Source organism: Pedobacter sp. NEAU-ZC8, assembly GCF_059278965.1.
On the sequence record NZ_JCAJXC010000023.1, the window covers coordinates 13,274 to 29,819 of the forward strand.

At 47.9% G+C, this 16,546-nt stretch carries 9 protein-coding genes; 2 read left to right on the forward strand and 7 right to left on the reverse strand.

The genetic code is table 11. From position 1 onward, the window contains the following. The first annotated feature begins 33 nt into the window (after window positions 1-33). Complete coding sequence (locus AC5WJX_RS16085; protein WP_494485329.1) at window positions 34-1,347, forward strand: PQQ-dependent sugar dehydrogenase; 1,314 nt, start codon at window positions 34-36, stop codon at window positions 1,345-1,347. Then, the gene (locus tag AC5WJX_RS16090) at window positions 1,347-3,407 is read left to right on the forward strand and encodes a TonB-dependent receptor (protein WP_494485330.1); all 2,061 of its coding nucleotides are present in this window, start codon (window positions 1,347-1,349) and stop codon (window positions 3,405-3,407) included. The genes AC5WJX_RS16085 and AC5WJX_RS16090 overlap by 1 nt, the downstream gene beginning before the upstream one ends. Before the next feature lie 126 nt (window positions 3,408-3,533). Here the strand turns inward: AC5WJX_RS16090 and AC5WJX_RS16095 are convergent, their stop codons facing one another. The 7 genes from AC5WJX_RS16095 to AC5WJX_RS16125 all read right to left on the reverse strand — a co-directional run bounded on the left by AC5WJX_RS16095 (window position 3,534) and on the right by AC5WJX_RS16125 (window position 16,285). Further along, window positions 3,534-5,681 carry a S9 family peptidase gene (locus tag AC5WJX_RS16095; RefSeq protein WP_494485331.1) on the reverse strand — a complete coding sequence of 716 codons (2,148 nt, stop codon included), beginning with the start codon at window positions 5,679-5,681 and terminating at the stop codon, window positions 3,534-3,536. 101 nt (window positions 5,682-5,782) lie between these two features. Further along, window positions 5,783-6,115, reverse strand: a complete 333-nt coding sequence (locus tag AC5WJX_RS16100) for a single-stranded DNA-binding protein (RefSeq protein ID WP_440427820.1) — start codon at window positions 6,113-6,115, stop codon at window positions 5,783-5,785. A 172-nt stretch (window positions 6,116-6,287) separates the two neighbouring features. Continuing rightward, on the reverse strand, window positions 6,288-8,171 hold the full coding sequence (locus AC5WJX_RS16105; RefSeq protein ID WP_494485332.1) for a TonB-dependent receptor plug domain-containing protein: 1,884 nt from the start codon (window positions 8,169-8,171) through the stop codon (window positions 6,288-6,290). Window positions 8,172-8,302: 131 nt separating this feature from the next. Then, window positions 8,303-8,638 (reverse strand): hypothetical protein, encoded by a 336-nt coding sequence (locus AC5WJX_RS16110; protein ID WP_494485333.1) that lies wholly within the window; start codon window positions 8,636-8,638, stop codon window positions 8,303-8,305. A gap of 61 nt (window positions 8,639-8,699) precedes the next feature. Further along, the gene (locus tag AC5WJX_RS16115) at window positions 8,700-11,087 is read right to left on the reverse strand and encodes a glutaminase family protein (protein WP_494485334.1); all 2,388 of its coding nucleotides are present in this window, start codon (window positions 11,085-11,087) and stop codon (window positions 8,700-8,702) included. 42 nt (window positions 11,088-11,129) lie between these two features. Next, complete coding sequence (locus AC5WJX_RS16120) at window positions 11,130-12,944, reverse strand: RagB/SusD family nutrient uptake outer membrane protein (RefSeq protein ID WP_494485335.1); 1,815 nt, start codon at window positions 12,942-12,944, stop codon at window positions 11,130-11,132. A gap of 11 nt (window positions 12,945-12,955) precedes the next feature. Further along, window positions 12,956-16,285 (reverse strand): TonB-dependent receptor, encoded by a 3,330-nt coding sequence (locus AC5WJX_RS16125; RefSeq protein ID WP_494485336.1) that lies wholly within the window; start codon window positions 16,283-16,285, stop codon window positions 12,956-12,958. Window positions 16,286-16,546: the final 261 nt, after the last annotated feature.

The following is a 16,546-nucleotide window of genomic DNA, read 5'->3' on the forward strand; positions in this document are numbered from 1 at the left end:
ATTTAAAGCTTGTTTTATTTGAAACGAACATAAATGAAAAATATCTCCAAGGCCTTAGCCCTACTACCGCTTGGACTGGTAGCGATATCGGGCACCAACATCGCTGTCGCGCAGACAGACCAGGTTAAAACCAAATCCAATCAGACCTTAAACCTTCCTGCACCGAACCCGGAAGCCTCTAAAAATCGCTTCAGCAAAGTTATCGGCTGGCCGGAAGGTAAGACCCCGGTGGCACCGGCAGGTTTCACCGTAACTAAATTCGCGGGCAACATTAAGAGTCCACGTAACCTCTATGTGCTTCCCAATGGGGACGTACTTGCCGTACTATCCAATTCCGAGCGCTCTACCAAGGAGCAGATCGCCAATGTGATATCGGGTAAAGCAAAGTCGGAACAAGGCGGTGAAAGTGCAAACGCCATCATCCTGTACCGCGATAGCAACAAGGATGGAAAACCGGATTTACAAAGCTTGTTCTTATCCGGCCTGAATCAGCCGTATGGCGTGTTGGTTATTGGCAACACCCTATATGTAGCCAATACAGACGGTGTGGTTACCTATCCTTATAAAACGGGGGCCACCAAGATCACTGGCAAAGGTAAGAAGATCGTTGACCTGCCTGCGGGTGGCTATAACAATCACTGGACACGGAACCTGATTGCAAACGAAGACAATTCGAAGATCTATGTCAGTGTTGGATCCGGCAGTAATGTTGGTGAAAACGGGATGGAACATGAAGTGAAAAGAGCCAATATATTAGAGATCAATCCCGATGGTTCCGGAGAGATCATCTATGCAGCAGGCTTAAGAAACCCTGTAGGCATGGCCTGGGCACCAGGAACGAAAAAGCTGTGGACTGCTGTAAATGAGCGCGACAAGCTGGGTGATGATCTGGTTCCGGATTATGTGACCAGCGTGAAAAAAGGCGGCTTTTATGGCTGGCCATATGCCTACTTCGGGCAACATGAAGATCCGCGGATGGCTGGCAAAAGACCAGATCTGGTGAAGGCTACACTCGTGCCGGATATTGCGGTGGGATCCCATACTGCTTCACTTGGACTGGCATTTTATAATGGCAAAAAATTCCCTGCGAAATACCAGGGTGGTATGTTCATTGGACAGCATGGTTCCTGGAACAGGTCGGAATTGTCCGGCTATAAAGTACCTTTTATCCCATTTAAGAATGGTGAACAAGCAGGGCCAATGGAAGATTTCCTGACAGGCTTCATTGCGGATCTTGAAAAAGCGGAAGTGTACGGCAGACCTGTGGGTATTGCTGAGATGAAGGACGGCTCTATCCTGGTGGCAGATGATGTGAGTAATACAATATGGAGGGTGGCAGCGAAATAATGAAGCAATTTACGACCTCCATTTTATTACTGCTTTCTTTAAGTGCAGCGGCCCAGGTTAACCCAGACAGCAGCAGAACATTGAAAGAAGTTGTTATCCATCCTTATTTTTCGACGCAACCGCTATTACGCGCTACAGGCTCCATTGGTGTTGTGGATCAGCACATTCTTGGCAGGCAGCCTTCCATCTCGCTTATTCCGGCGGTAAATACCACACCTGGCGTACGGATGGAAGAACGATCTCCCGGCAGTTACCGCTTGTCCATCCGTGGTAGTTTATTGCGCTCCCCTTTTGGGATTCGTAATGTAAAGCTCTACTTCGATGAATTTCCGTTAACGGATGCCGGTGGCAACAGTTACCTGAATGCTTTGGACGTAAATGCCCTGGGGCAACTGCAGATCCTTAAAGGTCCGCAAAGCAGTGTCTATGGTGCCAACTCTGGCGGTGTGGTGCTGATCAATCCAGAGACACCATCCACAGGACCTGCAGCTAACCTTCGTGTGGAAGGCGGATCCTTCGGCATGTTTCATGAGAACGCTTCCGTAAGCAATAGCTGGAAGAACTATGACCTGGGTATCAGCCAGGGTTACCAGCGCAGCGATGGCTATCGTGATCACAGTGCCATGAAGCGCAATTACCTGCAGCTGACGCAGAAGCTGCGTTATGCAGACAATGCAAATCTAAAGTCGCTGTTCTTCTATTCAGATCTGAGTTATCAGACACCGGGTGGCTTAAATGCCGCGCAGTTTGAAGCCAATCCACGTGGGTCCAGACCGGCAGCAGGTGCCATCCGGTCCGCGGCGGAGCAGCAAGCAGGGATCTACAGTAAAATGCTCTTCGGCGGGATATCCAACGAATGGAACTTTGCACCCGGTTTCCGTCATGTAGCAGCCGTTTATGGCGCCTACATCGATTTCAAAAACCCTTTCATTACCAATTATGAACAACGCTTTGAATCTACATTGGGCCTGCGCACTTTCGTAGAATACAAGCAGGAAGTCCAGGATCTAAAATACAGTTTCAACCTGGGTGTTGAAAGCACGGGTACCTCTTCGGACATCAATAACTACGACAACAACTATGGTACCCCGGCGGCGGTGCAGTCGAAAGATAAACTCCGTGCAGCATCCAACTTCGCGTTCTTACACGCTAATTTTGACTTCAAGGACAAGTGGCTGCTGGAACTTTCTGCCAGTGCCAACCTCTACAAGTATGATTATGAAAGCCTTGCGCCTGTAGCCGTAGCGGAGCGAACCAACGAGCTGGATGTACAATTTATGCCGCGTGTGGCACTCTCCTACCTGATCAATGATGATTTTGCCTGGAGGGGCTCCGTAAGTAAAGGCTACTCGCCGCCAACCATTGCGGAGATCCGGGCTTCAGACCAGGTGATCAATGTAGACCTGCAACCCGAATCGGGTTGGAACTACGAAACTGGTTTCACGCTGCACAGCAGGGATCAACGGGTAAGTGTTGATCTGACCGGTTTTTACTACCGCCTGAACAATGCTATTGTACGACGATTGAATGAGGATGATACGGAGTTCTTTGTCAATGCTGGTGGTACCAATCAGTACGGTTTGGAAACCTCGCTGAGTGCATGGCTACTGCCTTACGCCGAAAGCCGCTTTGTACGCGGTCTGCAGCTTCGCAGCGCCTATACACTGAGCAAATTCCGCTTTAGAGATTACCTGGACCGCACAGCAGATTACTCTGGCAACAGGCTTACCGGTGTGCCTAAGGGAAGTATCGTCAGTAGCGTAGACATGCAGTTCCCAAAAGGATTTTACTTCTTCCTGCAGCATAACTTTACGTCGCGCATTCCGCTGAATGATGCAAACTCGGTTTTCGCGGATAAGTATCATCTGGTACAAAGCAAGATTGGCTGGAGAACGTTGAAGTTTAACAAGGCCATACTGGAGATCTATGCAGGTGTAGATAACCTCTTTAATGAGAAATACAGTTTAGGCAATGACCTGAATGCTGCTGGGAACAGGTATTTTAATCCCGCTGCAACCAGGAACTTTTATGGTGGCGTAGCCTACCGATTTAATAAATAAACAGCTGCTGCGCTAAGTTGCTGAACTTCGATTGTTATTGCAATGTTTGTAAAAGGCTCCTGTTGATGCAGGAGCCTTTCTTATTTTATAAGGAGCAATCTAATTTTATAACGAGCAATTTGATCCTTATTTATTGATCCCTTCAAGCGCAAACAGGAAAGCGTAATTGAGCGCAACATCCTTCAGGTAATCAAACCTTCCGGAAGCACCACCATGTCCGAAATCCATATTGGTCTTGAGCAACAGGACATTCTGATCGGTTTTGGTTGCCCGCAACTTGGCCACCCATTTTGCAGGCTCAAAGTATTGTACCTGACTGTCGTGCAGACCCGTGGTCACCAGCATGTTTGGGTAAGTTTTCGGTTCAATGTTTTCATAGGGAGAATAGCTTTTCATGTAATCATAAGCTTCCTTTTTTTTAGGATTGCCCCATTCATCGAACTCATTCGTGGTTAAGGGAATACTTTCATCCAACATGGTGTTCACCACATCTACAAAAGGTACCTGCGCAATGATCCCTTTCCAGAGGTCTGGTGCCATGTTAACGACGGCCCCCATCAGGAGTCCTCCTGCGCTGCCACCCATTGCATACAGATGCCCCTTGGAAGTATACTTCTGATCAATCAGATACTCCCCGCAGCTGATGAAGTCGGTAAAGGTGTTCTGTTTTTTCATCAGCTTGCCGTCTTCATACCACTGGCGGCCGAGTTCCTGGCCACCGCGGATGTTGGCAATGGCATAGATAAAGCCACGGTTAAGCAGGCTGAGCACATTTCTGGAGAAAGCGGCGTCCATGTTGGCACCATACGAGCCATAACCATAAAGCAGCAATGGTGCCCTGCCGTCGCGTTTGGTGCTGTTCTTATACACTAATGCGATAGGCACCTTGGTACCATCTTTCGCGGTGGCAAAGATGCGCTCGGTTGTGTATTCTTTTGGTTCATAACCACCAACGATCTCCTGCCGCTTCATCAGTTTGCGTGCTTTCGTCTCCATGTTATAGTCGTACGTAGAAACTGGCGTGGTTAAAGAAGTATAGATAAAACGCAGTGTCTTGGAATCATATTCCGGGTTTTCGGCACTCTCCAGCAGGTAGGCAGGCTCCTTAAACTCTACGTCGTGTTCCTTGCCGTCACGCCGCTGAATGCGCAGCTGTACCAATCCGTTCTTACGCTCGGAAAGCACGATAAAGTCTTTAAACTCATCCACGTATTGCAACAAAACATCTTTTCGATGCGGTATGACTTCTTTCCAGTGTTCGCGACTGGTATTGTCCATCGCACATTCCATTAACCGGAAATTCTTAGCATCCAGATTAGTTCGGATCAAGAACTTATCGTCCAGGGCGATCACATCATAGAGCACATCTTTGATGCGGGGTTGGAAAAGCTTAAAGCTTTGGTCCGGTGTGGCGGCATCGATGTACCGGATTTCCGAGGACATCGTTGCGCCAGAATAAATGAAGATCTTCTGGTTGGACTTTGATTTATAAACTCCAATATAGTTACTTGGATCCTTTTCGTGATACACGACTTCATCCTGGCTCGCTTCCGCTCCAAGCTTATGTTTTTTCACCTTTTCGCTTAGTAGGGTTTCTATGTTTTTAGAGGTGTAGAAAAGTGTTTTATTGTCCGCTGCCCAGGTTGGGTCAGCTTCCGTATTCGGGATGGCATCTTTCAGGATCTCGCCGGTTTGAAGATCCTTGATATAGATGGTATACTGACGCCGGGATAGTTTATCAAGGCCGTATGCCAGATAACGGTTGTCTGGGCTTACGCTAAACCCAGCGGCAGAATAATAGGCTGAGCCTTTTGCCATTTCATCAATATCCAGCAGTATTTCTTCTTTGGCATCCAGGCTCCCCTTTTTACGGCAGTACTTGAAATATTGCTTGCCCTCTTCTGTCCGGGTGTAATAATAGAACCCATTCTTTAGCGCCGGCACACTCTCGTCCTTTTCCTTGATGCGGCCTTTAAGTTCTTTAAAAAGGGATTCCTGAAATTCCTTCGTACCATGCATCATGGTGTCCAGATACTTATTTTCCGCGGTAAGGTATTCGACCACCTTATTGCTGTCTGGTCCTTTTTTAAAGTAATCGATCATCCAGTAATAGTTATCGATTACGGTGTCGCCGTGTAGCGCTCTCGGCATCGGTTTCATTTCTGCTACAGGTGGAGCCGCCTCCGACCATTTGTAATTATTCATGTCTTTTTCAGTGCTGTTACAGGCCGCTGTTGCAATAAGCAGCAAAAAGCCTACAAGTTTCTTTTTCATCGAAGAAGAATTAGGTCCATACCTAAGTTACTGATTTACAATACCAAAAAGCTATTCGAAATGAGGCATTTAGGTGACAAATTTTAACATTCGCACCCGGTTCATTTTGAGATAACCTCTATGGCATTGACAATAATTTCGGTACTGAAGCGCTGTTCTCCTTTTTTATCCGTGTAAGTTTGGTTATTTAATTTGCCTTCTATACAAATCGCTGTACCTTTTGTGATACTGCCCTCAATAAGTTCAACTTTCCTGTTCCAGAACACCAGGTTGAACCATTGTGTTTTGTTTACGAAATCTCCGCTGGTGTTTTTGTAAGATTCATTTACGGCGAGACTGATCCGTCCCATTCTTTTGCTGCCAGGATAATCTACGATTACCGGATCTGTGCCTGTGAAACCTGCTAAGCGTACGCTGTTTTTTGAGTAGTCCATGATTTGAAGTTCTAAGTTAAAGGATCGCGATCATTTCCAATCGCCAGAACAAAGTTGAACAGCGCATCAAGGTTTAGTCGTAAAATAAACGGATACATACGTAAATAGCCGTTTAACAACGGCTATTTAGTAATAAAAACGGTCTTAGTAGAACGCTCTAGCGTGGCAGGTCTTAAATTTTAGCTTTGAAACCCAGGGTAAGCCAGGTACCTGGCATCGGCACAGCACCAGATTCGATGTACTGAACATCCAGCAAGTTTGCGCCATCGAGGTAGATCTGGTATCGCTTCAAGTTTGCCGCCAAACGTGCATCCAGCACCTGGTAGCTTTTATAGTTAATTCTTTCGTTGAACCTGGAAGTCAGGGTCAGGGAAAGCAGGTTGAAAGCCTGGGCATTTGCGGTCAGGCTAAGCTGATTTCTAACGCTTTCCAGTGCATATCTTGAGAATACGGCATCCGCAATGGTGGTTTTGAAACTCGGATCGAGGTTGGTGTAAGATGCACCAAGTCGCAGGCTGTTGAAGCTGGCATTTGCACCGAAGTTCATCAGGTAATCGCCGCTGATGGTGAAACCTTTGGTGGTTACATCACTGAAGTTACGGGGCTGCCATGGATCGGTTTGAACGGCTTTTACCCAATCAATGAAGTTGCTGATCTTCCGGTTGAAATAACTGGCATTGAAGGTGAATTTGGCATCCTGATACTTAATACCACCTTCCGCATATTTCGACTTCTCGGAAACGAGGTCTGCATTACCGATGTTTGTAGGCCCTTTGTAGTAGAGGTCCGTGTATGTTGGCAGGCGCTGTCCCGTGCCCAGGTTCATAAACACCTTCCAGTTGCCGTAGAAATTGTAACCGGCATCTATGCCGGGGAATGCTTGCCAGCCATAGTCGGAGTTATAGTTCACATAAGTACCAGCGTTGATCAACAGCCCAGTCAATGGCTCAAACTTGTACTCTGCAAAGGCGCCGCTATTGGTGCGGTCACGTTTACCCAGATTTGTACTGTTGATGTTCTCTGTTCGAAGCTCCAGTCCTAAACCGAAAGTACCAATGCCGGTTTCTATGGTATTGTTTAATTCAACATCCAGTACGCCGGTTTCATGGTGATTATGAAACCGGTCAGGCGTTTGTTTGATGTATAAGTAATCATCGATATTATAGCGATAGCTTACCCTTGGTGCGAAGGTCCAGTTGGGATTGATGTTGCGGGTGTAGGCTACAGAAGCCAGTGCAGTTTTCACCGTTTCTTCCGCTTCCAGATCTCCAGGTGCAGAATAGAAAGCATTTGCGCCGAAGTTATTGTGGATATACCCGGCATTCAGGTCCAGCTGGTCTGCTGCCGACAGGTTCAAACGCCCCTGATAGTACAACTTCTGGTTGTTAAAAGCGGTGTTGTAGCGATAACCATTGCTGGCTTCCTGACTCAGAGAAAACAGGTGACTGGATTTATCCAGTACAAGATCGCCACTCAGTTTTACGCCATAATTAGCGAAGGTTTCTCCATTTGAAGCATCCTTCTTGAAACTACTTCCGGTAAAAACATTTATTGCTGCACCAGTTTTTTCAGGTGTGCGGGTGATGATGTTGATGGCCCCTGTGATGGCGTTAAGACCATAGATACGCGATGCCGAGCCTCGTAATACTTCAATATGTTCAATATCGTCCATATTGATCGGCAGGTTCATCATGTTGTGCCCCGTTTGTGGGTCAGAGACTTTAACCCCGTTCAACAGGACCAAGGTCTGATCGAAGGTTCCGCCATCCATGCTGATGTCGGCCTGAGTGCCTGCTGGTCCGCGTTGGCGTACATCTACACCGGAAACAAAGCTCAGCAGCTCCGCAACGGATCGTACCGGCAGGCTTTTAATCTTTTCTTTGTCGATGATCCAGATGTTCCGGTTTTGACTGGAGAATGGAAGTTTAAGCCGGTTTTCATTGACTACAACTTCATTCAAGTGATTCACGCTATCTTTTGGAGCGTGCTGCGCATTGGCCAACATGGCGCTGCCAGTTAGCAGAAATGCGGCAAAGGAGAATTTCTTTAAGTACATCAATTTGCGATTGAGGCGGCAAATATAGTCGCTTTTAGCAGATGTGCACCATGAAAAAGAAAAGGACCTACCCGCTGAAAGTCAGTGCTTTCGGCTGGCAGATCCTTTTTTATGATTCTAATTCTAGCGATCTAGGCGGAATACACGTAGAATCTAGTATCGCGGATTGGCTGTCCCTTAATGTTCAGCGTCTCTCCTTTATGATCCCGGGTCGGCTTGATCACAAATGGATCAGTTCCATTTTTAATTGCCTCATAGGCCATATCCAGCTTACTAATATTCGTATCTGAAGCTACTTTCCATTTTTTATCCTGATACATGAAGTATGCAAAGAAGCTTTTGGAATTGCCTTTAAGTTTGTTATCCAACCGGATAGCAGCATGATTGGCTGTTTTAAATGGCTTTACCGCTTCTTCGTAGAAGGTTGAAAAATCCGGGTAAACAGGCTTGGTATTATTTGCAGACATAGTTCTTTTATATTCTTTTATTAAGACCACAAAAGTAGTCCTAATAAAAGATATATACACATTATTTATTGTTCCACTGGTCAGCAAGTAACTTGATGAAGTATCCACCAACTACACTTCTGGCCTGGAAGCCTACTTGTTTACCGTCTATTGTTTCATGCCAGTCGCTCAAAGGCACACGGCTAGGCGTTTCTGTGGCATACTTGTAAACCGGTTTAACAAACTTCAGGAAGTCGGCACGGTTATCTGTCAGGGTTGCTGTCCAAAGGATCCAGTCTGACTTGGTATAGCCTTTACGGCTGTCTAAAGGCAATCCGTAAGTGTTCTGTTTGGTCAGGTAGTAAGCGATTTCCTTAGTGTATACGTGTTTTGGAAATAGATTAAGCTTCAGCAGTTTGTCCCAGACCATATTATATTTCTGGCTCCAGGTATTTTTGTTATCAAACACCAAAGCGTAGTGATCGCCGCTATTTGCGAGTTTCTCCCACTTGTCGGCCATTTCAAGCGCTGCTGCCCTGTACTTTGCAGAAACATCTTTCATGCCCAGCTTTTCTGCCATCTGCGCGTATGCACCAAGAGCTACAATGGCTTTTACAGAAAGGTTGGTATTGTGCGCAAGGTGGCCGGCGAAGTCGTCGGTACACAATTGCTCTGCCGGGTCAAACCCTTCATTAAGGAGGTAATTACCCCAGGTCGTTAAGGTTTCCCAGTGTTTTTTGGCGTAAGCAATGTCTCCATCCGCTTTGACTACAGCAGCAGTAAGGATCAGCATGTTCCCTGCTTCTTCAACAGGCATATCTTCGCCATAGGTTTGACCATTTGCTAGTGGATAGGTACCAAGATCGTGTGCCGGAAAGGGCTTTTTCCATCTACCACTTTCGCTATAGTAGAAGATACCGTTCATCATACCTTTTAACAATTCCGGATTATAAACTAGGTATTGTGGTGCAGATGGATAGGTAATGTCTACGGTGTTGATGGAGCCATTACTGAAGTTCTCCTTAGACATGAACAGTAATTCGCCGTCTGGGGATCTCACAATCTTGTGCGCGGCCACGCTTTGACGGTAAGCGAGCTTGCATAGTTCGGCATATTCCATACCCCCGGCCTTCAGCGTTTTTGCTTCAAGGTCCTTGTCAAAAGCAATACTGCGCTTCATGATGTCTGGAAATTGAGCGGCGGCTAAGGCTAGCTGATCTACAAAGGTCACTTTGTCATTGGTTTTCCAGAGTGGCTTGAGGTTTTGTTTAAAATATTGGATCGGGTCTGAGTCATCATAACCTACCATCACGTATTTGCTTTGTGCGGTATTATTTACACTCGCAAACTCAAATTCGGTGCTCAAGTTTAAGGAAGGGCCCGATTTGATCAGTAGCTGTGTTGCTTTATAGTCCTGCGGGACGGCAACATAAACATAACCCCAGTCAATGCGGATATCGTCACCTTTCTTTTGCAATACCGGTTGCTCCACAGTACCAGCTTTCAGGAAGGAAAGTCCTTTTTCCTGCTGCGTCCATGCTTTTACGGTTTGTCCCGGGGTGTTCACCGCCAGGTCAGACGATGCCGTAAAATTGATCCTTACCTGGTGCGGTTTGCCATCATTCGCTTTCACGGTATAGTTGATGTAGCTGATCGGTCTTTCGGTTAGTTCCACATCATTCAGCAACAATGGAGAAAGGAAGGTGACGTTCAGATTTACATTGCCGGCGCGGAAGTCGTAGATGGTGCGGGTTGCTTCCACCTGTACATTGGTTTGCTCCGCAAGCGCGATACTTTCATCCTGTACAGGTTCGGTTACCAGGTCAGCATCAATGTGACGGCCCCCAGCAGTGTTCTTCACATGGATGGCCAGTTGGTTTTTTCCCTTTTTAAGGACGCCTTCGGGGATTGGCACATAAACATACTCATGTACCCAGCCTTCCTTGCGCATGATCTCTTTTCCATTCAGGAATACCACGATGTTGTCATCATGGTTGATCTTCAGGTACACCTTCTTTGATGGCACTGCAAGCACATCGAACACTTTGCGGAGGAAGATCTCATCACTTCTCCACTCCGTTTTGGCGAAGCTTTGGTCATCACCGAAGGGTGCGGCATCTTCTTTCCAGCTGGAGTCATCGTATGTGGCATCCATCCAGTTTCCGGCAGGTGCCGTTAGGGTGTAGCGGAATTTCGGCACCTCACCTTCCAGGCTGGATACGAGCGGCAGATAAGGTTTAACCTCCTGCCCCATGAAGCGGTAAAGTTTACCGTCAACGCTGATGGTGCCCTGCAATGCATGGGTTTTACCGGTCCAGTGCCGGGTGGGCGAGCCGTTGAGTTTATCGGTGAAAGACCATACACTGAAGTACGTGTTGTTGGTGAGCAGCGGGTAAGCGGGGGCTTCATGCTGTGCCTGCGTTTTGAAAAACAGGAAGCAGCAGAGTAGTAGTAGGGCGGTTTTTTTCATGATTATATATTGGTTACAGCTAAATTACGGATTTAAAGGAAGTTACCAACCCGGATTTTGCACCATCAGATCGTCCGCATTCACGTCGTTTGATGGGATCGGGAACAGGTAGTGTCTCTTGGTAAATACCCTGCTTTCAAATGGCACCACATTCAGGAATTCGGGCATGTTCTTGCTGATATCGAGCCCATAGATTGGCCCGTTATCGGTTTGCTCGGCAATTTTCCATCTTCGGGTATCGAAGAATCTAACATTCTCAAAGGCAAGTTCAGCGCGGCGTTCTTTACGGATGGCTTCACGCATGACATCTACACCAGCAGGTGCCGGAAGTTCGGCCGAGCCGTATTGTGGAACACCTGCGCGCTCACGAATCAGGTTCAGGTAACGGAGCACCTCCGCATTTCCAGGTTCAGCTTCATTTAACGCTTCGGCATAATCCAGGAAGATGTTTGCCAGGCGGATCAGGATAACCGGACGGTTGTTCTCATCCCATTTGCCGAGGCCCATTGCCTTTCTGACCACATAACCGGTTACGGTATAATCGTTACCACCGGTCGCTTTACCCGAGTTGCCGTTGTTAAAGAACTCGGTGATGATGGTACCGTTATTGGTGTTGAGCCACACACTTCCATTGTAGGTGATGTTCACATAAAAGCGGGGTTCGCGGTTTACCCATTGATTGTACGTGCTGGTTACAACCTCTGTACCCGGCGCTTTGAAGTCGCTGAAACCCGTAGGCTGATAGCCGGAAGCCGGATCATCGATGCTGCGCCCATTGGCGGTGAAGAAAGCATCCACCTGGTTTTGTGTTGCACCCAGGCCGCCGGAGCCGCGGGATTCGGAGTTTTTACCGCTGTGGTATGGGGTCATCTCATACTGGCGTGAGGATAACGATGATTCCGGGCGGGCGAAGATCACTTCCTTGTTCCAGGCTTCGAGAAATACATTCCGGCAGGATAAGTATGGGTCGAAGGCACCGCTGGCGTTGTTTACCCGGTACAAGTCGTATGTTCCCGGAACAAACTGGGTGATAAATGCTTTGTAGGCATCGGCAGCTACACGCCACTTGTTGACATCGTAAGTCTGCGAAACGAGTTGTTTACCATCCTTATTTACCAGCGAAGCCAGGTCAGTGTTGCCATTGTAAAGCGGACTTGCGGCAAGCAGGTAGGCCTGTGCACGGAAAGCCAGTGCAATGCCTTTAGTGATGCGGCCGTAGTTGTTGTCATTGCTCGGCACGACAGGTAAATCTGCAGCGGCCTGCTCAAGTTCAGTAGCGATATAGCTTACGCACTCATCCATGCTGCTCCTGGCAATGCGGACCTGTTCTGCCGGTGCATCCGGTTCAATTACATCTTCACCCAGGATCACAACAGGTCCGTACAGGCGGATCAGGTAATAATAATACATGGCGCGCAGCGCTTTTGCTTCTGCCTTGTATTGCACTTTAAGCTGCGGAGAGATATCCTGGTTAACTTTGTCAATGTTGGCGATGAAGAAACTTGCGGAGCGGATACCACGGTAGTAGTTGCGCCAGAAGTCGCCCACGAAACCGGAGTTGGCGTCCCAGTTGCCGATGTTCATGCTGTTGGTTTGCACGAAGCCCCATACGAATTCTGCTTCATCGGAAGCGCCGGTCCAGAGTCCGCCATTGCGGTCGCCACCCGGGTTGCGCTGTCCGAACTCGTCTGGTATTTGTGAATAGATGTTGTTCAGGAATTTCTCTGCGGTTGCGCGGTTTTCAAAGGTTTCCTCTAAGGTCAGGCGATCATTCGGCACCTGATCCAAAAAGCCTTTTTTGCAGGAGGTTGCACTGGTCAGGAGAGCGATTACCAGTATTGCGATATATTTTTTCATGTTCGTAGCGATTAGAATTTAACGTTAAGACCTAAAGACAAGGTGGCTGTAAGTGGATACTTTGATCCGTTGGCTCTGCCATCGATGTTTGTGTTTAGCTCAGGATCCCAGAGTTTGAAGTCACTGAAGGTTAGCAGGTTTGTACCGATCAGGTATACTGCGGCATTCTTCAGTCGCAATTTTGAGGAGAAGTTCTTCGGCAGGTTGTAACTTAACTGTGCACTCTTTAAGCGAAGGAAACTTACGTCTTTTACCCACCAGGAGCTTTCCTGAGTGTTGTTGAAGTTCTGATCTTCACCATAGGCCAGACGAGGATAGAACGCTTCTTGTCTTGGAGCTTCCGGTGTCCATCTGTCCGTTACATTGCTGTAAGCGTTCGAGAGCCCGCCGCCGCCATTGAATGGGAAAATACCGGAACCACCGAGCATAATGTCGGCTCCTGACACGCCCTGCATCAATGCACTTAGTGCGAAACCTTTGTAGGAAGCACTCAAGCCAAAGCCGTACACCTTGTTTGGAACATCTCCCCTGCCGATACGGGTTTTGTCGTAATCGTTGATCAGTCCGTCGCCGTTAAGATCGGCGTACTTGATGTCTCCAGGTCTAACCAGCTGCTTTGATCCCGGTGTTGCACTGGCATCGATCTCTGCCTGAGAGTCAAACAACTTCTCCGCAACATAACCGTAACGTGCGAGGATGTTGTTGCCGATGTGCGACATCCATGGGTACGGCTGGTTCGGGCGGTCGTCATTCAGTAGCTTATCTTTGGTATAGGTAAAGTTTCCTCTTAAGCCGATGTCTACCTGCCCAACGCGGAAGTTGTACTCTAAGGTGGCATCGAAACCTCGGTTGTCGACCTCTCCAAGATTTCCATAAGGGGAATTGGTTAAGCCGATATAAGCGGGAATAGATTGACGTTGCAGGAAGATCCCGGTGCGGTGTTCTTTGAATACGTCTACGATCAGGTAAAGGTTATCGTTCAAGGTACGGATCTCCATACCCAGATCCTGCTTTCTTGCTTCTGCCCATTTGATGGCTACGCCATAGTCGGTAACGTTGATACCACCGGTATTGTTGAAGTTTTTACCCAGCTGATAGCCGCGCGCGTTATCTGCAACCAGGGTAAGGTAAGCGAAGCGGCGCCCGTTAATCTTGCCGATACCGGTTACCCCGTCAGAGTAGCGGAACTTCAGGAACGAGATTGCCTTTTTCAAGGGCTCAAAGAACTTCTCGTTGGATGGAATCCAGCCCAGGCCGAAGGCGGGGAAAGAACCATACCTGTTTTCCGGCGCGAAGAGCTCTGATCCGTTATAACCGAAGTTCACTTCAGCGAAGTAACGGTCGTCATAGGAATACGTTGCCCTGGTGGCGATACCCACCATACGCTCGGGAATGGAGGTGGTAAAATCGCCGGCGAAAGGGTTAGAAGCGTCTTCGGTATAGCCGAGCATCAAGGCACCAACACGGTGTTTACCAAAGGCACGATCATAGTGCACCGCAGCTTCCGTGTAAAATTTACGGTTGCCACCCCTGTCTGGATTAAAGCTCAGGTAATTCCCTGAACTGGTATAGGTCTGGCGAAGGTTCAGTGTTCCATCAGGCAGATACGGTGAATTGGTACCTTCCACATTCTCCGGGAAGTAGGTGCTTTCCCGTTTGGAGCGTCTGATGTTGTTCCAGTTGTAACTGTCGAATGCGACCATTGCGGTTGCTGTCAGACCTTCGGTCAGCATGCCCAGGTCTTGGGTAAGTCGCAGATTGCTGTACAGCTGGTTCCGGAATTCAGTACGGTAGCCCCTGCGGGTGAGATCCGCATAAGGGTTACGGAATCCACCATTTGATGATTTTCCAGGAATGAAGTTCCCGGGATACATCACCGGATATTCTACGGAAGACACATCCAGTGCGGAGCGGAAGATGTCCTGGGTATTTTCTCCGGGATAATTACCGGTGGATGCATAACCCTGCAGTCCAAGGTCGAGCTTGGTGGTTGCGGTAAGCTTCAGGTTCAGGTTACTGGTGAAGTTGTAGCGTTTGAAGTCGAGCGAGGAATTGTACTGGGAGAGGTCATCGGTCTTTAAAAAACCTGTTTCATTGTAATAGGCCAGGGAAACATAATACTGTGCGTTGTCTACTCCCCCGCTGGCATTCAGGTTTGCACGTCTGTTGCGGCTGTAATCTTTGAACAATTCATCCATCCAGTTCACGTTTGGATACAGCAGTGGATCTACACCTGAAGCCGTTTTTCGGATGTAATCTTCTTCGTATTTGGCAGCTTGGCCACGACCAACGGTCGCTTCATTAGCCAGGTTCATATAGGTAATTCCGTCTGCCATTTCGGGTCTTCTGGTAAAGGTGCTTATCCCTTCGTTATAGTCGAACAGGATGCTTGGTTTGCCGACCTTACCTACTTTGGTGCGAACGATTACCACCCCGTTTGCGCCACGTACACCATACACGGCAGTTCCGGAGGCGTCCTTAAGTACGGTGAAGGACTCGATGTCTTCCGGGTCAATGTCGGAAATGGAACGTTCTACCCCATCTACCAGGATCAGTGGCGAACTGGAGTTACCACCGAAGGTGGCAATACCGCGGATCCAGATGTCGGCAGTGCTACGTCCAGGCTCACCGCTACGCTGCACGCCCACAACACCGGCAATCCGGCCTGCAAGGGACTGCGTCACGCTGGCCACGGGCTGCTTCAGTTCACCAGGGGACACGGTCGACTGTGCCCCGATCAGGGAAACCTTGCGCTGGGTACCAAAACCCACCACCGCAACTTCTTCAAGCTCATTGGCGTTTGGAACAAGCGTAACTTCAAAGGTCTTCTGCGAACCGACGGTGAGTTCTTTAGCATCAAAGCCGACATAAGTAAACACCAGGACGGCATTCTCATCAGGCACAGCAATACTGAAGCTACCATTGACGTCCGTTGCTACGGCTGTAAGACTTCCTTTTAGCTTTACGCCTGCGCCGGGGATCGGTTGTCCTTTGTCGTCACGGACTACCCCTCGAATAACGATCTGCACAGGCTTCACACTTGAAAAACCCTGCTTTTTAGAGAGAAAAATCGTTTTACCAACAATGTTGTAAGAAATGGAGTTTCCATTTAGGCAGGAACTTAATGCCTCTTCAAGTGATGCGTTTTGGACATTTACACTTACGTTTTCCGTGGCAGGATTGAAATCATTGCTCAGGAACACATAACCCGTCTGCTTTTTTATGGACGACAGCGCTTGTGCTAGCGGTTTATTGTTTTGCTTGATATTAATCTTTTGGCCCACTACAGCTGCGCTTGCATGTACCAGCGTGATCATGAGGATAAAAGTGGTTAATTTCATAATCAATAGGGTTTTTCGGCCAAGCCTGATGTAGGGCATGGCCATATGAAAAGCATTTATTTTCATCTTTTTGAGTTTGTTTCGGAGATGAAGCGATCTTGACCTTTCCGTTTATGGAAAGCTCGAGATGGTTTCATACTTTTGAATGGGTTTGGGTAAACGATAATTGTCAGATTATAATGTTCCGCTATCGGAATGGGTTTACTCAGATCTTTAGCCTGGCAATGGGTCCAAGCATTGTCAGGCTTTTTTTCTAAGCAC